Consider the following 17,019-nt stretch of genomic DNA (forward strand, 5'->3'; position numbering starts at 1 on the left):
GTGCGGGCTAGGTCGCGCCTATGAGTTGGCTATGAATGGTGCCGCCGGCCGGGCTTGTGAGCCGAGTCACCCGTTCGGGTATGCGCACTGGACAGCTTCAGCGAACTTTGCGACCATGTCTCAGGGGTTGCTTATAAGGGAGCGTGCACGGTTGTTGGTCCTGCTTTATGTCACCGGCATGCCGTTGTTCATATTCCTGGCGTGGGTGTTCTCCGAGGCCTTTCACGCAGGTGAGACAGTTCGTGATCGCGTCCGCTTTCCACTGATCATCGCGTCGGGATTGTTGTGGCCGGTGTTGCTGGTGGGAGTTGCTCAAATTCAAGCAGTGCGACTGCGAGCGAAGCTGCTCGACCACCCGGTCACGCCCACGGTTTGAACGGGTTCACCGCGAACTGCAGCACGCGGTAGGGCGCGCGGTCCCGCGGCGCGGTATTCCACTGGCTGATGAACACCCGCACTTCGTCGAGCGTCGAACCCGGCGAGATGTAGCCGCCGTACGGTTGGGCCAGCCGGTTGTCATCGGGTGACGGCAGGCTCTCCACCGGGTCGGGCCAACTGCCGGCCTGCACCACCGTCGTCACCGGTGCGGTGCCCAGACCCGTCGGGTCGTAGGCCACCCGCATTTCCATGTTTCCGGTGCCGGCATTGAAATAGGACAGCACCGGTTTGCCGTCGACTTCGCGCATGCTCATCTCGCCGACCTTGTCGGGCCACAACGGCGTCGGCGTCTTGTTCCAGCCGCCACCGGGACCGTCGGCCCAGCCCTGCCATCGCGAACGATCGGTGAACGTCTCCGGCGTCGCGCGGTAGAGCACCACCGGGCCCGACCGGTCGAAGTTGTTGGCCACGATGTACACCCAGCCGGTCTGTGAATCCGCCGTGGGGATCGGGCTGTAGTAACCACTGATCTGCGTCTGGCGCCCGCCCGCGTAGGTCGCGGGTCGCTGCGATCCGGGAACGGTCGGCCAACCACCCTGTCCGGCTTGCGCTTTCACCAGCCGGGAGGTGTGTGGCAGCAGGTCCTTGGTGGTGGTCACCAACAGATAGTTCTGCCGGTTGATCGACACCACCCCGGCCGGCAGCTGCGAGGAGCCCGCGGGAGTGGGGTCGGCCAGCAGCGGCTTGTCCACACCGGTGACCCCGGTGTAGCGCACGCCGTCGGGATCGTCGACCGAGTCACCGGCGACGCGCAGGGCCACCGGGGAGAACCAGCCACCGAAACCGACACCCTGGCCGGCAAAGCTGTCGCCGCAGATCTGCAGCAATTCGGTTGGGAATTCCATGAATTCACACAGATCGGTGGCGCCGATACCGTAGTCGCGCGTTGGTGTCCCGGTGCCCGCGATCGGCCCGATCCGCACCACCTGGCCAGGGGCCAGCGGTGCCAGGATCGGATCGGGCGCCGGGCTGGGCGGGTCAGCGAAGGCATTTGACGCGAGGATCAGTGCCGAGATCGACGAAATGGCGCACACCACTCGCACTTTCGCGCCCAAACGTCGGTTTCGGCGCAAGAGCTTAAAGCTGTTGAGCCAGCAGCTCGGCGATCTGAATGGTGTTGAGTGCCGCACCTTTTCGCAGGTTGTCACCCGACAGGAAGAGTGCGAGTCCGCGGCCGTCCGGCACACCGGGATCCTGGCGGATCCGGCCGACCAGCGTGTCGTCCACCCCGGCGGCGGCCAGCGGCGTCGGCACGTCGACCAACTTCACACCGGGCGCACCGGCGAGCAGCTCGGCGGCCCGAGCAGGCGAAATCGGCTGGGCGAATTCGGCGTTGATCGACAACGAGTGTCCGGTGAACACCGGCACCCGCACGCACGTCCCCGACACCGCCAGGTCAGGGATACCGAGGATCTTGCGGCTCTCGTTGCGCAGCTTCTGGTCCTCGTCGGTCTCTCCCGAGCCGTCGTCGACCAGTGAACCGGCCAGCGGAACCACGTTGAAGGCAATGGGCGCAACGTATTTCACCGGCGCGGGGTAGTCCAGCGCGGACCCGTTGTGCACCAGTTCCTCGGCACCGTCGATGACCGCGCGGGCCTGGGTGGCCAGTTCGTCGACGCCGGCCAGGCCGCTGCCCGACACCGCCTGATACGTCGAGGCGATCATCCGCACCAGTTGCGCCTCGTCGTGCAGCACCTTGAGTACCGGCATCGCGGCCATGGTGGTGCAATTCGGGTTGGCGATAATGCCTTTCGGCCGATTGCCCGCGTCGCGCGCGAAGTTCACCTCAGAGACCACCAACGGCACCTCGGGGTCCTTGCGCCAGGCAGACGAGTTGTCGATCACGACCACACCGGCCGCGGCGAAGCGCGGGGCCTGCACCCGCGACATCGTCGCGCCGGCCGAGAACAACGCGATGTCCAGTCCCGAGGGATCGGCGGTCTCGGAATCCTCGACCTCGATCTCCTGACCGCGGAACGGCAGCTTCTTGCCCGCCGACCGGGCGGAGGCGAAGAACCGCACGCTGGTCACCGGGAAGTCGCGCTCTTCGAGCAGGGTGCGCATCACCTGGCCGACCTGGCCGGTGGCTCCCACAACACCGATCGAAACCATCAGCGTCCCGTTCCCGCGTACACGACGGCCTCTTCCTCACCGCCGAGGCCGAACGCCTCGTGCAGGGTGGCCACAGCCTTGTCCAGTTCAGTGTCCTTGACCAACACCGAGATTCGAATCTCGGAGGTCGAGATCAGCTCGATGTTGATCCCGGCATGGGCCAGCGCCTCACAGAACGTGGCGGTCACGCCCGGGTGGCTGCGCATGCCCGCACCCACCAGCGACACCTTGCCGATGTGGTCGTCGTAGAGCACCTTGGTGAAGCCGATCTCGCCCTGCAGCGCGGCGAGCTTCTCGACCGCGGTCGGGCCGATGTCGCGCGGGCAGGTGAACGTGATGTCGGTCTTGCCGTCTTCGATCTTCGAGATGTTCTGCAGCACCATGTCGATGTTGATGTCGGCATCGGCGACGGCGCGGAACACCTTGGCGGCGTAGCCGGGCACGTCGGGCAGACCGACAACGGTGACCTTGGCCTCGCTGCGGTCGTGGGCAACTCCGGTCAGGATGGCGTCTTCCATGGGGATGTCCTCGATAGATCCAGTGACGATCGTGCCGGGCTTGTCGGTGTACGAAGACCGGACGTGAATCGGAACGTTGTAGCGGCGGGCGTATTCCACGCAGCGGAGCATGAGCACCTTGGCGCCGCAGGCCGCCATCTCGAGCATCTCCTCGAAGCTGACGGTGTCCAGTCGGTGCGCGTTGGGCACGATGCGCGGGTCGGCGGTGAAGATGCCGTCGACGTCGGTGTAGATCTCGCAGACATCGGCGTGCAGCGCGGCGGCCAGCGCGACGGCGGTGGTGTCCGATCCGCCACGGCCCAGGGTGGTGACGTCCTTGGTGTCCTGGCTGACGCCCTGGAACCCGGCGACAAGCACGATCTGGCCCTCGTCGAGCGCCGACCGCAACCGGGTGGGGGTGACGTCGATGATCTTGGCGTTGCCGTGGGTGCCGGTGGTGACGACGCCGGCCTGCGAGCCGGTGAAGCTGCGGGCTTCGGCGCCCAGCGATTCGATGGCCATCGCGACCAGCGCGTTGGAGATGCGCTCGCCGGCGGTCAGCAGCATGTCCAGCTCGCGAGCGGGCGGCGCCGGGCAGACCTGCTTGGCCAGGTCCAGCAGCTCGTCGGTGGTGTCACCCATCGCCGAGACGACGACGACGACGTCGTTGCCGGCCTTCTTGGTTTCGACGATGCGCTCGGCGACGCGCCGGATCCGGTCGGCGTCGGACACCGAGGATCCGCCGTACTTCTGCACGACGAGCGCCACTGTCTTCCCTTTCGATCGAATGTCGGCTCTAAGGATAAGGGGTCGAAGCACCTGCTTTTCCCGCCCCGATCGGCGGTAACGTCGCGCCCGTGCCCAGCCAACCCGACGACCGTCACGCCCGGACCCGGGTGCCGATCCACCCGCCGATCGCCGCCAGGTGGAGTCCGCGCGCCTTCGATCCCGAGGCGACGGTCACCGCCGAGCAGCTGATCGCGCTGCTGGAGGCGGCTCGCTGGGCTGCGACCTGGGGCCATCGGCAGCCGGTGCGGTACGTGGTGGGGGTCAGAGCAGACGAGGCCTTCACCACCATCGCCGGTCTGCTGCGCCGCGGCAACAGCTACGCCCACGCCGCGGGCGCCCTGATTCTGGTGTGCGCTGACCAGGGCGAAGACGAGCGCACCGCCCTCTACTCCGCGGTGGACGCGGGTGCGGCGATCGCGAACCTGTCGGTCGAGGCCGTGGCCCTGGGCCTGATCGCGCATCCGATGGCCGGCTTCGACCTCGACGGCGCGTCCGCCGCGTTCGCGCTGCCTGCCGGCGTACGCCCGCTTGCGGTGGTCGCGGTCGGCTCCCTGGGCGACTACGCGGGGATGGCCCCCGAGATCGCCGAGCGCGACGGCCGGCCGCGAGAGCGGTTGCCGCTGGACCAGATCGTGCTCAACTGGTCAGGAGCAGGTTTTCCGAAGTTCCCCGAGCTTGGCGACGATCCGGTCGTTGAGTAGCGACATCTCGTAGACCTGGGGCGGGGCGGGCGCACCGGGGGCGCGCGCTTGGGTTTGGGCACGCAGCGTCGGCAGCCCGGAGACGAACTGGTTGGCCAGCTGGGCCACTTCGGTGGTCTGAGCCGCCAGCGCGGGATCGGTCACCTTCTGGGACCGCTCGGCCAGTCCGTCAGCCCACTCCTGATAGGCGGCGTCCTCGGCAACCGTCGGCACGCCTTCGTTGCCCTTCGAATCGATCTTCGCCGCCTGCGACCGGCTGAAGTCCAGGACCTCGATCACCGGCTTGCACTTCTCCGGCGGGCCGTCGAACCACGTCGACCAGATCCAGACGCCGAGGGCGATGACCACCACGGTGGCGGTGAGGACCCAGCGTGGTCGTCGGTGCATGGTCAGCCAGCGTAGCCGTGCGGGTGAACGATTAACGCGGCGGCAACACCAGGCGGCTGTCTACGTAACAGAAACAAAGTTCACTGCCGGTGAACGGCCCAACCATGGAGGGGCCGCCCACCTCGCAGGAGATTAGATGGATACAGGGACCACAGCATTCATGCTGTGTTGCATCATCGGGCTGACGATGATGATCCCGGGCCTTGCGCTGTTCTACGGCGGCATGGTCTCGGTCAAGAGCTCGACCAACATGATGATGATGACGTTCGGCGCAGTTGCCATCGTCGGCGTGCTGTGGATTCTGTTCGGCTTCTCGATGACATTCGGCACCTCCTACGGCGGTTTCGTGGGTGATTTCCTCGAATTCGCCGGTATGAAGAACCTTTTGGAGTCACAGACCACGATCTCCGGTCTGCCGGTCAGTTTGTTCGCGCTGTTCCAGGCGCTCTTTGCCGCGATCACCGTGGCGCTGATCTCCGGCGCGGCGGCCGACCGGATGAAGTTCGCGGCCTGGATGGTCTTCGCGACCGTGTGGGCGGTTCTGGTCTACTTCCCCGTCGCGCACTGGGTCTTCGCCTTCAACGGTGTCGTCACTCCTGACGCAGTTGGTGGCTGGATTGCCAACAACCTCAAGGCAATTGACTTCGCCGGTGGTACCGCGGTGCACATCAACGCCGGTGCGGCCGCCCTCGCGGTGGCGATCGTGCTCGGCAAGGGTGCCAGCTGGGGCAAGCTGCGCAAGCCGCACAACGTTCCGCTGACCCTGCTCGGCGCTGGTCTGCTGTGGGCCGGCTGGTATGCGTTCAACGGCGGCTCGGCGCTGGCCGCGGGCAACTCGGCGGCCATCGTCATGGTCACCACGTTCGTCGCCACCTGCGCTGCGACGCTGGCCTGGCTGGCAGTGGAGAAGATCAAGGACGGTCACGTCACCGGTGTCGGTGCGGCAGCCGGTGCCATCACCGGCCTGGTCGCGATCACCCCGGCCTGTGGTTCGGTGACGCCGGTCGGCGCCATCATCCTCGGCCTGGTCGCCGGGGCCATCTGCCCGTACGCCGTTGGCCTCAAAGAGAAGTTCGGCTACGACGATTCGCTCGACGTCGTCGGCGTGCACCTCGTCGGTGGCGTCATCGGCACCCTGCTGATCGGCTTCCTGGCCAGCGACACCATGCCGAACAAGGTGAACGGCTTGTTCTACGGCGGCGGTTTCGACCAGCTGTGGCGACAAGCAGTCGCAGCCGGTGCGGTGATGGTCTATTCGTTCGTGATCGCGTTCGTCATCGCGTTCGCGATCAAGAAGACCATGGGTATCCGCATCTCCTCCGAGGAGGAGGAGAAGGGTATCGATACCCACGTGCACCGCGACTCGGCGTACGAACTCGAGTACGCCTAACGGGACCCGGGCCGGGCGTGGCCTCCTTCCCACGCCCGGCCCGACCCCGCATCCTCTCGCCAGCACCACGAAAGAGTCTGTAAGAGAACATGTCTGCCACCCTCGCCGAGCTGGCTGAGAAGTCCGCGACCAAATTCATCCTTGCCCTGTTCGTCGATCTCCGTGGAAAGCCCTGCGCCAAACTGGTTCCCGTCGAGGCCGTCGATCTGCTGGCCACCGAGGGAGTCGGCTTCGCCGGATACGCCGTCGGTGCCATGGGCCAGGAGCCCAAAGACCCGGACCTCATGGCGATCCCCGATCCCGCCTCGTTCACCCCGGTTCCGTTCATCAAAGAGGGCCTGGCGATCGTGCACTGCGATCCGTATGTCGAGGGGCAGCCCTGGCCGTACGCACCGCGAGTCATCCTCAAGTCGCTGATCCAGCGGGCCGCCGACGCCGGCTTCGAACCCTGGGTCGGTGCCGAAGTCGAGTACTTCCTGCTCACCCGCGCCGCCGACGGCAGCCTGGCCACCGCCGACACCGCCGACACCGCCGCCCAGCCGTGTTACGACGCGCGCGGCGTCACGCGGATGTACGACCACCTCACCGCCATCTCGACGGCGATGAACACCCTCGGCTGGTCCAACTACGCCAACGACCATGAAGACGGCAATGGCCAGTTCGAGCAGAACTTTCAATTCGCCGACGCGCTGACCACCGCCGACCGGGTCATCACCCTGCGCTATCTGCTGTCGATGATCGCCGCCGAGCGCGGCATGGTCGCCACCTTCATGCCCAAGCCGTTCTCCGACCGGACCGGCAGTGGCCTGCACCTGCACCTGTCGCTGACCAGTGGCGGCACCCCGGTGTTCCCCGAGGACGCCGACGATCGCGGGTTGGGCCTGTCGGCCACCGCGTACGCATTCATCGGCGGCATCCTCGATCACGCCTGCGCGCTGCAGGCAGTGGTCGGCCCAACCGTCAACTCCTACAAGCGAACCGGTGCGCTGACGACCGCTTCCGGCGCGTCCTGGGCACCGAAGCTGCCGACCTACGGCGGCAACGACCGAACCCACTACATCCGGGTGCCGGACTCTCAGCGGGTGGAACTGCGCGGCGGTGACGGGTCGGCGAATCCGTATCTGGCCATCGCCGCGGCGCTGGGTGCCGGTATCGACGGCATCAAGCGCAGCCTGGATCCCGGGGGGATCGGCGGCACCGACGGCCGAACCGCGCTGCCGCCCACGCTGCTTCACGCCGTCGACGAATTCGAAGGCGACGCGGTCATCACCGGTGTTCTCGACGCCGTCGGGGACGGGGTGGCCGCCTACTTCGCCGGGATCAAACGCGACGAATTCTTCGCCTACCACAGCGCTGTCAGCCCGTGGGAAGTCGATCAGTACCTGACCGCATTCTGACTTCGTCAGGAAAGGAACACTATGTGCGGGATCGTGGGTTTGCACCTGCGCAACCCGGAGCTTTACCCCCGGCTCGGCGAACTGCTGACCGGAATGCTCTGCGAAATGTCGGACCGGGGAAGCGATTCCGCCGGCGTGGCGGTCTACGGCGATCCGCACTGGTCGCCAAGGGATAAGGGCACCGTGTCGGTGCTCGACGTCGAGGACAGCCCCGAGCAGATGGCTGCCGCGCTGCACGCAGCCCTCGGCGACGTGTCGGTGCACCGCGTCGACGAGACGCTGCTGGTGTCCGCCGAGGTCGCCCCCGAGACCCTGCACGCGGCGATCACCGCGCACTACCCGCACGCGCTGATCGCCGGATTCGGCGCAAATGTGGCCGTGCTCAAGGGCGTCGGGCATCCCCGGGCACTCACCGAGGCGTGGGGGCTGGCGAATGCCCAGGGCTGGCAAGGAGTGGGCCACACCCGGATGGCCACCGAGTCGGCGGTCATCCCGGCAGGCGCCCACCCGTATGCGGTGGGACCGGATCAGTGCCTGGTGCACAACGGTTCGTTCGCCAACCACGCGACCATCCGCCGCGACCTGCGGGCTCAGGGAGTGGTCTTCGACAGCGAGAACGACACCGAGGTCGGTGCGCGTTTCGTCGCCGATCAGCTGGCCCACGGCCGCGACGTGGAATCGGCGCTGAAGGAGCTCTGTGCCACTTTCGACGGTTTCTACACGCTGCTCGTGTCCAACCACGACTCGTTCGCCGTAGTGCGCGACGCGATCGCCTGCAAGCCCGCCGTGATCGCCGAAACCGGCGACTGGGTCGCGATGGCCAGCGAATACCGTGCGCTGGCAGGACTTCCCGGCGTCGAGAAGGCGGTCATCTGGGAGCCCGAACCCGAGGTGGTCTACGCATGGACACGATGACGACCTTCGACTTGAGCACCACGCCGCTGCGCGAGGTCAACGCGGCCCTGCATACACCCGGCCTCTCGGGCGCATTCCAGATCACCAACCCCGCGGGTGCCCACAATGTGGCCGTTGGCCTCGACGCCCCGGTGCGGGTCGGAATCGACGGCCACGTCGGCTATTACGCCGCGGGGATGAACAAGCAAGCCGAGGTCGTCGTCGACGGCAATGCCGGCACCGGGGTGGCCGAGAACATGATGAGCGGCACGGTCTGGGTCAAGGGCAACGCCTCCCAGTCGGCCGGCGCCACGGCACACGGCGGGCTGCTCGTCATCGAGGGCAACGCCGCGGCACGCTGCGGCATCTCGATGAAAGGTGTCGACATCGTCGTGGGCGGAAGCGTCGGGCATATGAGCGCGTTCATGGCCCAGGCTGGCCGGTTGGTGATCCGCGGGGATGCCGGTGAGGCGCTGGGTGATTCGATCTACGAGGCGCGCCTCTACGTTCGTGGCGAGGTTGCCTCACTGGGCGCCGACTGCATCGCCAAAGAGATGCGCGCCGAACACCACGAGGAACTCGGCCGGCTACTCAAGGCCGCGGGCTTCGAGGACGACGACACCAGCGCCTACACCCGCTACGGCTCAGCCCGGCAGCTCTACCACTTCCACGTCGACAACAGCTCGGTGTACTAAATGACATACTCCCAAGACGATCGGGCCCGTCTGGGCCTGCGCGAATCGGCCACCTTCGACCGCGCCACCATCGCCGGCATCCAGCGTGCTGCCGAAACCGGCATCTATGACATCCGGGGCTGGGGCGCCAAGCGCCCCCTCCCCCACTTCGACGACCTGCTGTTCCTGGGCGCGTCGATGTCGCGTTACCCACTGGAGGGCTACCGCGAACGCTGCGGTACCGACATCGTGCTCGGCGACCGGCACGCCAAACACCCTCTGCACCTGGATATCCCGGTCACGATCGCGGGCATGTCGTTCGGCGCGCTCTCGGGACCGGCCAAGGAGGCGCTGGGCCGCGGAGCCAGCGAGGTCGGCACCTCGACGACCACCGGCGACGGCGGTATGACCACGGAGGAACGCGGGCAGTCGAAATACCTTGTCTATCAATACCTTCCGTCACGCTATGGGATGAATCCCGACGACCTGCGTAAGGCCGACGCGATCGAGGTCGTGCTGGGCCAGGGCGCCAAACCCGGCGGCGGCGGAATGCTGCTGGGCCAGAAGATCTCCGAGCGGGTCGCTGGCATGCGCACCCTTCCCGAGGGGATCGATCAGCGCTCGGCCTGCCGGCACCCGGACTGGACCGGCCCCGACGATCTGACCATCAAGATCAACGAGCTGCGCGAGCTCACCGACTGGGAGAAGCCCATCTATGTGAAGGTCGGTGCCACTCGCACTTACTACGACGTGAAGCTGGCGGTGGCCGCCGGTGCCGACGTCGTCGTCGTCGACGGCATGCAGGGCGGGACCGCCGCCACCCAGGACGTCTTCATCGAGCACGTCGGCATCCCGACGCTGGCTGCGGTTCCCCAAGCGGTGCAGGCGCTGTCCGAACTCGGGGTGCATCGCAAGGTGCAGCTGATCGTCTCGGGCGGTATCCGTACCGGCGCCGATGTCGCCAAGGCGATGGCCCTGGGCGCCGACGCGGTGGCGATCGGCACCGCTGCGCTGATCGCCCTTGGCGACAACAACCCGAAGTACGCCGCAGAATACGAAAAGCTCGGCAGCGCAGCCGGTTTCTACGACGACTTCCAGGACGGCCGTGATCCGGCGGGCATCAGCACTCAGGATCCGGAGCTGGCGGCCCGGCTGGACCCGGTGGACGCCGGCCGGCGGCTGGCCAACTACCTGCGGGTGCTGACCATGGAGGCACAGACCATCGCGCGTGCCTGCGGCAAGGCCCATCTGCTGCACCTGGAGCCCGAGGATCTGGTGGCGGTCACGATCGAAGCCGCGGCGATGGCCCGGGTCCCGCTGGCCGGTACCTCCTGGATTCCCGGGGCAGGCCTGTGAGCGAGACCGCCGATGTCGTCATTGTCGGCGGCGGAATCGAGGGGTGCGCCGCCGCCTGGGCGCTGAGCCAGCGCGGCATCACCGATGTGGTTGTCGCCGAACGTAATACCGTCGCCTCCGGCATGACCGGCAAGTCCAGCGGGATCGTCCGCTGCCACTACGGGGTGAGCTCGCTGGCCGCGATGGCGACCGTCGGCCTCGAGGTGTTCGAGAAGCCTCAGCAGTTTCTGGGAGATCACGCTACCGATATCGGCTTCCGACAGACCGGGTACGTCGTGGGCGTCGGCGAACCCAACGTCGACTCCCTGCGCAAGAGCATGGCCGCGCAGCGCGCCGTGGGTGTGCAGACCGAGGAGATCGACGCCGCCGATGTGGCCAAGCTGTGGCCGTTTGCCGACCTGTCGCCGTTCGCCGCGTTCGGCTGGGAAGCCCGCGGCGGCTATGGCGACGCCTACCAGACGGCCCAGGCGTTCGCCGTCGCCGCCCGTGCGGCGGGTGTCCGAATCCGCCAGGGCGCCACGGTAACCGGCTTGCTCACCGACGGTGACTCCGTCACCGGTGTGCAACTGGCGGACGGCACCCGCATCAGCGCGGGCAGCGTCGTCGTCGCCACCGGGGTATGGACCCAACCGTTCCTCGCGCCCTACGGCATCGACGTGCCGATCCGGGTGGTCCGCGAACAGATCGTGATGATCTCTCCCGGCGTCGATCTGGGGCCGGTGCCGGTGTTCTCCGATCTTGTCTCGCTGCAATACGTGCGCCCCGAGGTCGGCGGCGACGTGCTGTTCGGCAACAGCGATCTCTCCGATGTGGCGACCGCCGATCCCGACGACTACCTGAACCGGGCCACCGAGGACTTCATCGACCTCACCGTCGACAAAGTGGGCACCCGGTTCCCCGGCTTCACCGAGCCGGCGATCACCACCAGCTACGCCGGCTGCTACGACGTCACGCCGGACTGGAACCCGGTCATCTCGGCCAGCGGCCGGGATGGGCTGTTCGTGGCCGCCGGGTTCAGCGGTCACGGGTTCAAGATCGCCCCGGCTGTCGGGCGCCTGGTCGCCGATCTGGTCGTCGACGGCCACAGCAGCGATCCGCGGATACCGGAGACCGACTTCCGGTTGTCCCGGTTCGCCGAGGACGAACTGTTGAAGAGCCCATATCCCTATGTCGGTGCCGGGCAGATGAGATAGACACTGAACCCTGTGACCGATCTGCTGCGCAACCAATCCGGTACGGCCCGTGATCGCGAACCGCACGAGCCGGTCGCCGAGCTGGAGTTCGAGGCGGCGATCGCGCACAACGTGCGCCTCCTACGCCAACAGCTGGGGTTGTCGGTGGCCGATATGGCGGCGCGGGTCGGCATCTCGAAGGCGATGATGAGCAAGATCGAGAACGCCCAGACCTCGCCGAGCCTGTCCACGCTGGCGCTGCTGGCCAAGGGTTTCGACGTCCCGGTGACCACGCTGTTCCGCGGCGCCGACGTGGAACGTCCGGCCGCCTTCGTGAAGGCCGGAACCGGCGCGCGGATCGTGCGCACCGGCACCCGGGAGGGCCACGAGTACGAACTGCTCGGCTCGCTGCGCGGCGAGCACAAACGTCTCGAGTGCCTTCTGGTCACACTCTCGGGGAAGAGCAAGACCTATCCGCTGTTCCAGCACCCGGGCACCGAGTTCATCTATGTGCTCGAAGGCGTCATGGACTACGCGCACAGCCGGTCGGTGTACCGGTTGCACCCGGGCGATTCACTGCAGATCGACGGCGAGGGCGCACACGGCCCGGCGGACCTGATCGAGGTGCCGATCCGGTTTCTGTCGGTTATCGCGTTCCCGGACTCGCAGGTCTAGCCGACTGTCCCTTGCCCGACGACGGCGTGGTCTGCCGCGCATCGGCGTTCTTGTGTGTCGCACGGGGCCGCTTGGCGCTGCGCGAGGCGACGGCCTTCGGTGCGGCGGTCGCCGGTTGGGAACGCCGACTCTGGGCGACGCCGGACCGGGCCTGCGCAGCTGACACAGCGCTCGCCGTTGCCGCGCCCGCTGCGGCCTCAGACTCGGGTGTCGTGATCTGCAGCGCCGTCGCGATCGCCGGCCCCAACGAGAGGAAGTAGCCGAGCGGTCCGGGGTTCAGCAGGCCGAATGCCAGCTGAACGAGCGGCGTGGAGCAGCAGTTGAACGTGGTGTTGAGATAGACGGCCGGTGCGTCGATGAACGCCTGCAGCACGGTCTGCGGGGTGGACGGGTACCTGGAGGTGTCGGCGACCAATTGGACGAGCATGATGCCGGGCGCGATGAACGGCCCGACGAAGCTGAGCGGCATCAACAGTCCGAAGGTGACCATCACGCCGGCGACCGCCGCGGCGTGGTCGCTCATCGTCTGCACGATCTTCAGCGGATCACCCCCGTCCTCGCCGACCAGCCAGCGCGAGTAGGTGGTGAAGTTCTTCGCGATCTGGGTCAGGATCGGCGCGGGCGGATAGTTCACGATCAACGACGCCAGATTGCCCAGATCCTGCTGGAGATTGGTCTGCAGGTCCTGCCAGGCGCCGGTGAGCGCGACGGGCACGGTCTGTGTGGCCGGCAGCGACTCGGTGGGCAGCGGCGCCAGGGCGATGGTGGCGGCGACGGTCGTCGAGACGCCGGCCGCGAGCATAGAGCGAACGCTCAGTTGCACGAATAACCCCCGATCACGGCTTGCAAGCACGTCAATTTACCGTGTCAGCGAATTCTTGGGTCGCGATTGAACACCGACTTTGGCCTGGTGAGGCATTCGGAGTACAGTACGGACTTGTGCAGCGGGTGCTCCTTCTCGGACGCCGCGACGGGGTCTGATCCAGACTGGCTTCCCGTCGCGGGTTTTCGCGATGCGCCGGTCTGAAGTCCAATCCAAGACATCCCGGAGCCAATCGTGACCAGCCAAAAACCGTCTTTTGAATCTGTAGACGCCTACGTATCTGCCCGCACCATCAAAACCCCTGCCGGCCCGCGCCGCGACGGCCAGCCGTCCTGGAACACCCAGCGCGCCTCCTCGATGCCGGTCGACCGGTATCGATCGTTTGCCGCCGAAGTAGAGCCGGTCACGCTGACCGACCGCACCTGGCCGGACAAGGTCATCGAGCACGCACCGATGTGGTGCGCGGTCGACCTGCGCGACGGCAACCAGGCCCTGATCGACCCGATGAGCCCGGCCCGCAAGCGCCGCATGTTCGAGCTGCTGGTCAACATGGGCTACAAGGAGATCGAGGTCGGCTTCCCGTCGGCCAGCCAGACCGATTTCGACTTCGTCCGCGAGATCATCGAGCAGGGCGCCATCCCCGACGACGTCACCATCCAGGTGCTGACGCAATGCCGTCCCGAGCTGATCACCCGCACCTTCGAGGCCTGCCAGGGTGCGCCGCGCGCCATCGTGCACTTCTACAACTCGACCTCGATCCTGCAGCGTCGCGTCGTATTCCGTGCCGGCCGTGAGGAAGTCAAGAAGATCGCCACCGAAGGCGCCCGCATGTGCGTCGAGGAGGCGGCGAAGTATCCCGACACCCAGTGGCGCTTCGAGTACTCGCCGGAGTCCTACACCGGAACCGAACTGGAGTACGCCGTCGAGGTGTGCAACGCCGTCGCCGACATCGTGAAGCCCACCCCCGAGGTGCCGCTGATCGTCAACCTGCCCGCCACCGTCGAGATGGCTACGCCCAACGTGTACGCCGACTCGATCGAGTGGATGCACCGGCACCTGACCCCACGCGACTCGATCATCCTGAGCCTGCACCCGCACAACGACCGCGGAACCGCCGTTGCGGCAGCGGAATTGGGTTATCAAGCCGGGGCCGACCGCATCGAAGGCTGCCTGTTCGGCAATGGTGAGCGCACCGGAAACGTCTGTCTGGTGACGCTGGGCCTGAATCAGTTCTCCCGCGGGGTGGACCCGCAGATCGACTTCTCCAACATCGACGAGATTCGTCGCACCGTCGAGTACTGCAACCAGCTGCCCGTGCACGAACGGCACCCCTACGGCGGCGACCTGGTCTACACCGCATTCTCGGGCAGCCACCAGGACGCCATCAACAAGGGCCTGGATGCGATGAAAGTCGCTGCCGACGAAGCGGATTCGGACGTCGACGACATCCTGTGGCAGGTTCCGTATCTGCCGATCGATCCCAAGGACGTCGGCCGCACCTACGAGGCCGTCATCCGGGTCAACTCGCAGTCCGGCAAGGGCGGGGTGGCCTACATCATGAAGGCCGATCACGGGCTGGCGTTGCCGCGGCGACTGCAGATCGAGTTCTCCCAAGCAATTCAGGCGATCACCGACGGCGAGGGCGGCGAAGTGTCGCCCAAGGAGATGTGGGACGCGTTCGCCGACGAATACCTGTCCCCGATTCGGCCTTTGGAGCGCATCCGCCAGAAGGTGGTCGGCGCGGAGGTCGACGGCGGCACCGACGTCATCGAAGCCGTGGTGAAGATCGACGGGGTCGAAACCGAGATCACCGGCGCAGGCAACGGCCCGTTGGCCGCGTTCGTCGACGCCCTGGGCACGGTCGGTTTCGACGTCAGCGTGCTGGACTACTCCGAGCACGCGATGTCGGCAGGCGAGGAGGCCGCCGCGGCCGCCTATGTCGAGGCGTCGATCGGCGGGCGCACGGTGTGGGGTGTCGGCATCGCGACGTCGATCACGACGGCATCGCTGCGAGCCGTGGTCTCGGCGGTCAACCGTGCCGCCCGAATCGGAGCCATTCCAACGACTTAACGTTCTCGGAGACGACTTAAGGAGTAGGTCATGGACTGGGGTTCGACGTGGGATTTCCTGTGGCACTTCCTGATCATCTTCGCCTGGATCGCCTACCTGCTGGTGTTGTTCCAGATCCTGGTGGACCTGTTCTGGCGTGATCACACGACGTCCGGCTGGATCAAGGCCGTCTGGGTGATCTTCCTGATCGTGTTTCCATGGCTGACCGCGCTGATCTATCTGATCGCGCGCGGTCGGGGCATGACCGAACGCGCACGGGAAGCCGCCGTGGCCGCAAAGCAAGACACCGATGCCTACATCCGGGAAGCTGCCGGACGTTCTCCCGCACAGGAGATCGAGCACGCCAAACAGCTTCTCGATGCCGGCACCATCTCCCCGCAGGAGTTCGAGGCGCTGAAGGCCAAGGCCCTCAGCTAGTTCCGAACACCGCGTCGAGCACACGATCGATCAGCCCGGCCGGGTCGTGCCCGGCGGGTTGATCGATCGTGAGATTGCTGAATGCCAATCCGTTGAGCAGCCGGGTCATCTGGTCCACCTGCTCAGGTGACGCATCGATGCCGGCCGAGGCCAGGATCACACCCGCCGTTTTCATGGCTGCGTGCTGCAACTCGTAGATGAACGGCTGCAATTCGGGCCGCCGGATCGCCTCGATGAAGAACTCGAAACGAGCCAGTGTCCGCCGGCGTGAGACCTCGTCGGGGTCGGCAACCATCCGCGTCAGCAGCGCCGCCACACTCGCCCGGTCCATCGGCGACGGCAGCGCGGACTGCAACAGCTCGACGTTGCGCCAGTGAAGGTCCACGACATGGGCGGCGGTGGCCTCCAGCAGCGCCAGCCGGGTCCGGAAATAGTTCGACGTGGTCCCCGCCGGCAGAGCGGCGCGGTCGTCGACCTGGCGATGAGTGAGGCCCCCGATACCCACGTCGACGACGATGTCGATTGCGGCGTCGAGGATCACGGTGCGACGTTCGGGATTTGGCGGCATCAGGAACGCCAGCGTACTACCCGCGTAGTGGTTTACGGCCGCGGCAGTACTGCACTGGCCCGAAGAAGCGCAGCCGACGAGTGCCCGTGACGGAACAGTCGAATCCGCTCAGCCGCATGAGTTCCGGCACCTCATCGGCCGTTGTCTGCACGGGCCCGTGTGCGTGGACGATGTCAACGACGTGCATCTCGCCGCCCGGTTTGAGGACGCGGAACGCTTCAGACAGGGCGGCGGCCTTCACCTCGTGGTCCAGGTGATGCAACATCATCGACGACAACACGCGATCGAAGGTGTCGTCGGCGAACGGCAACTGCTGGGCATAACCCTGCTCGAATCGAATCCCCGGTCGGCCAGCAGCTTTGCGCCGGGCCCGCTCCAACGCCCGTGGATCGGGATCCAGCGCGGTCACGCTGGCGGACGGGACGGCCCGTGCCGCTCGGATCGTGACATTGCCCGTTCCAGCACCGACTTCGAGCACCTGCGCACCGTCGAACAACGCGGCCTGTGCGATCAGCTGGTCGTACACGGGGCGCGAACCCAGCACCCAGGTCAAGAGGTCATAGGCAGGAAGAAACCGGTCGTGGCCGGCGGCCGGCAGATAATCGTGGCGATTACCCCAGCTGCCGGCCACCGAATGTGGACGATTTTCGGTCATATTG

The 17,019-nt window shown here is 66.5% G+C and carries 18 protein-coding genes; 11 read left to right on the top strand and 7 right to left on the bottom strand.

The features are described from left to right. Positions 1–31 precede the first annotated feature (31 nt). Positions 32–376 carry a hypothetical protein gene (locus EV580_RS13415; protein WP_133691653.1) on the top strand — a complete coding sequence of 115 codons (345 nt, stop codon included), beginning with the start codon at positions 32–34 and terminating at the stop codon, positions 374–376. Here the strand turns inward: EV580_RS13415 and EV580_RS13420 are convergent. Genes EV580_RS13420 through EV580_RS13430 form a run of 3 tightly spaced genes read right to left on the bottom strand, consistent with a single transcriptional unit; the run spans position 360 to position 3,815 of the window. After that, a complete protein-coding gene (locus EV580_RS13420; protein WP_133691654.1) occupies positions 360–1,472 on the bottom strand; it encodes a DUF4185 domain-containing protein in 1,113 nt (370 codons plus the stop codon). The two genes, EV580_RS13415 and EV580_RS13420, sit on opposite strands and share 17 nt — an antisense overlap. Positions 1,473–1,515: 43 nt before the next feature. After that, positions 1,516–2,553, bottom strand: coding sequence for an aspartate-semialdehyde dehydrogenase (locus EV580_RS13425; protein ID WP_208114626.1), 1,038 nt, complete (start codon positions 2,551–2,553; stop codon positions 1,516–1,518). Further along, positions 2,550–3,815 carry an aspartate kinase gene (locus tag EV580_RS13430; protein ID WP_133691657.1) on the bottom strand — a complete coding sequence of 422 codons (1,266 nt, stop codon included), beginning with the start codon at positions 3,813–3,815 and terminating at the stop codon, positions 2,550–2,552. The genes EV580_RS13425 and EV580_RS13430 overlap by 4 nt, the downstream gene beginning before the upstream one ends. A gap of 89 nt (positions 3,816–3,904) precedes the next feature. Here EV580_RS13430 and EV580_RS13435 point away from each other — a divergent pair, with 89 nt between their 5' ends. Beyond that, the gene (locus EV580_RS13435; RefSeq protein ID WP_133691658.1) at positions 3,905–4,537 is read left to right on the top strand and encodes a nitroreductase family protein; all 633 of its coding nucleotides are present in this window, start codon (positions 3,905–3,907) and stop codon (positions 4,535–4,537) included. Here EV580_RS13435 and EV580_RS13440 read toward each other — a convergent pair. After that, on the bottom strand, positions 4,481–4,924 hold the full coding sequence (locus EV580_RS13440) for a hypothetical protein (protein WP_133691659.1): 444 nt from the start codon (positions 4,922–4,924) through the stop codon (positions 4,481–4,483). The genes EV580_RS13435 and EV580_RS13440 overlap by 57 nt on opposite strands. A gap of 136 nt (positions 4,925–5,060) precedes the next feature. Here EV580_RS13440 and EV580_RS13445 point away from each other — a divergent pair, with 136 nt between their 5' ends. From EV580_RS13445 to EV580_RS13475, 7 genes are all read left to right on the top strand, one after another. Then, positions 5,061–6,314 carry an ammonium transporter gene (locus tag EV580_RS13445; protein ID WP_133691661.1) on the top strand — a complete coding sequence of 418 codons (1,254 nt, stop codon included), beginning with the start codon at positions 5,061–5,063 and terminating at the stop codon, positions 6,312–6,314. Positions 6,315–6,403: 89 nt separating this feature from the next. Then, positions 6,404–7,711, top strand: coding sequence for a type III glutamate--ammonia ligase (gene glnT / locus EV580_RS13450; RefSeq protein WP_133691662.1), 1,308 nt, complete (start codon positions 6,404–6,406; stop codon positions 7,709–7,711). Positions 7,712–7,732: 21 nt separating this feature from the next. Next, on the top strand, positions 7,733–8,626 hold the full coding sequence (locus EV580_RS13455) for a class II glutamine amidotransferase domain-containing protein (RefSeq protein ID WP_133691664.1): 894 nt from the start codon (positions 7,733–7,735) through the stop codon (positions 8,624–8,626). Beyond that, positions 8,614–9,300 carry a protein glxC gene (locus tag EV580_RS13460; RefSeq protein ID WP_133691666.1) on the top strand — a complete coding sequence of 229 codons (687 nt, stop codon included), beginning with the start codon at positions 8,614–8,616 and terminating at the stop codon, positions 9,298–9,300. Before EV580_RS13455 ends, EV580_RS13460 begins: the two co-directional genes overlap by 13 nt. Continuing rightward, positions 9,301–10,635, top strand: a complete 1,335-nt coding sequence (locus EV580_RS13465; RefSeq protein WP_133691667.1) for an FMN-binding glutamate synthase family protein — start codon at positions 9,301–9,303, stop codon at positions 10,633–10,635. After that, positions 10,632–11,828 (top strand): NAD(P)/FAD-dependent oxidoreductase, encoded by a 1,197-nt coding sequence (locus EV580_RS13470; protein WP_133691669.1) that lies wholly within the window; start codon positions 10,632–10,634, stop codon positions 11,826–11,828. The genes EV580_RS13465 and EV580_RS13470 overlap by 4 nt, the downstream gene beginning before the upstream one ends. A gap of 12 nt (positions 11,829–11,840) precedes the next feature. Continuing rightward, positions 11,841–12,482 carry a helix-turn-helix domain-containing protein gene (locus tag EV580_RS13475; RefSeq protein ID WP_166654692.1) on the top strand — a complete coding sequence of 214 codons (642 nt, stop codon included), beginning with the start codon at positions 11,841–11,843 and terminating at the stop codon, positions 12,480–12,482. Here EV580_RS13475 and EV580_RS13480 read toward each other — a convergent pair. After that, on the bottom strand, positions 12,454–13,284 hold the full coding sequence (locus EV580_RS13480) for a hypothetical protein (protein WP_133691673.1): 831 nt from the start codon (positions 13,282–13,284) through the stop codon (positions 12,454–12,456). The two genes, EV580_RS13475 and EV580_RS13480, sit on opposite strands and share 29 nt — an antisense overlap. Before the next feature lie 255 nt (positions 13,285–13,539). Between EV580_RS13480 and leuA the strand changes: the two genes are divergently transcribed. Continuing rightward, positions 13,540–15,375: a 2-isopropylmalate synthase gene (gene leuA, locus EV580_RS13485; protein ID WP_166654693.1), complete on the top strand. Its 1,836-nt coding sequence runs from the start codon at positions 13,540–13,542 to the stop codon at positions 15,373–15,375. A 30-nt stretch (positions 15,376–15,405) separates the two neighbouring features. Continuing rightward, positions 15,406–15,792, top strand: a complete 387-nt coding sequence (locus tag EV580_RS13490; protein ID WP_133691676.1) for an SHOCT domain-containing protein — start codon at positions 15,406–15,408, stop codon at positions 15,790–15,792. Here the strand turns inward: EV580_RS13490 and EV580_RS13495 are convergent. Both EV580_RS13495 and EV580_RS13500 read right to left on the bottom strand, forming a co-directional pair. Further along, positions 15,785–16,360 carry a TetR/AcrR family transcriptional regulator gene (locus tag EV580_RS13495; RefSeq protein ID WP_133691678.1) on the bottom strand — a complete coding sequence of 192 codons (576 nt, stop codon included), beginning with the start codon at positions 16,358–16,360 and terminating at the stop codon, positions 15,785–15,787. The genes EV580_RS13490 and EV580_RS13495 overlap by 8 nt on opposite strands. A gap of 16 nt (positions 16,361–16,376) precedes the next feature. Then, positions 16,377–17,015, bottom strand: a complete 639-nt coding sequence (locus EV580_RS13500) for a class I SAM-dependent methyltransferase (protein ID WP_133691680.1) — start codon at positions 17,013–17,015, stop codon at positions 16,377–16,379. Positions 17,016–17,019: the final 4 nt, after the last annotated feature.

The organism is Mycobacterium sp. BK086, from assembly GCA_004362315.1.
GTDB lineage: Bacteria > Actinomycetota > Actinomycetes > Mycobacteriales > Mycobacteriaceae > Mycobacterium.

Bases quoted from the DNA above. Each gene is read 5' to 3' on its own strand.
- EV580_RS13500 (WP_133691680.1), bottom strand. From the start codon at position 17,015: ATGACCGAAAATCGTCCACATTCGGTGGCCGGCAGCTGGGGTAATCGC.
- EV580_RS13490 (WP_133691676.1), top strand. From the start codon at position 15,406: ATGGACTGGGGTTCGACGTGGGATTTCCTGTGGCACTTCCTGATCATC.
- EV580_RS13460 (WP_133691666.1), top strand. From the start codon at position 8,614: ATGGACACGATGACGACCTTCGACTTGAGCACCACGCCGCTGCGCGAG.
- EV580_RS13440 (WP_133691659.1), bottom strand. From the start codon at position 4,924: ATGCACCGACGACCACGCTGGGTCCTCACCGCCACCGTGGTGGTCATC.
- glnT (WP_133691662.1), top strand. From the start codon at position 6,404: ATGTCTGCCACCCTCGCCGAGCTGGCTGAGAAGTCCGCGACCAAATTC.
- EV580_RS13455 (WP_133691664.1), top strand. From the start codon at position 7,733: ATGTGCGGGATCGTGGGTTTGCACCTGCGCAACCCGGAGCTTTACCCC.
- EV580_RS13445 (WP_133691661.1), top strand. From the start codon at position 5,061: ATGGATACAGGGACCACAGCATTCATGCTGTGTTGCATCATCGGGCTG.
- EV580_RS13480 (WP_133691673.1), bottom strand. From the start codon at position 13,284: ATGCTCGCGGCCGGCGTCTCGACGACCGTCGCCGCCACCATCGCCCTG.
- EV580_RS13415 (WP_133691653.1), top strand. From the start codon at position 32: ATGAATGGTGCCGCCGGCCGGGCTTGTGAGCCGAGTCACCCGTTCGGG.
- EV580_RS13495 (WP_133691678.1), bottom strand. From the start codon at position 16,360: ATGCCGCCAAATCCCGAACGTCGCACCGTGATCCTCGACGCCGCAATC.
- EV580_RS13465 (WP_133691667.1), top strand. From the start codon at position 9,301: ATGACATACTCCCAAGACGATCGGGCCCGTCTGGGCCTGCGCGAATCG.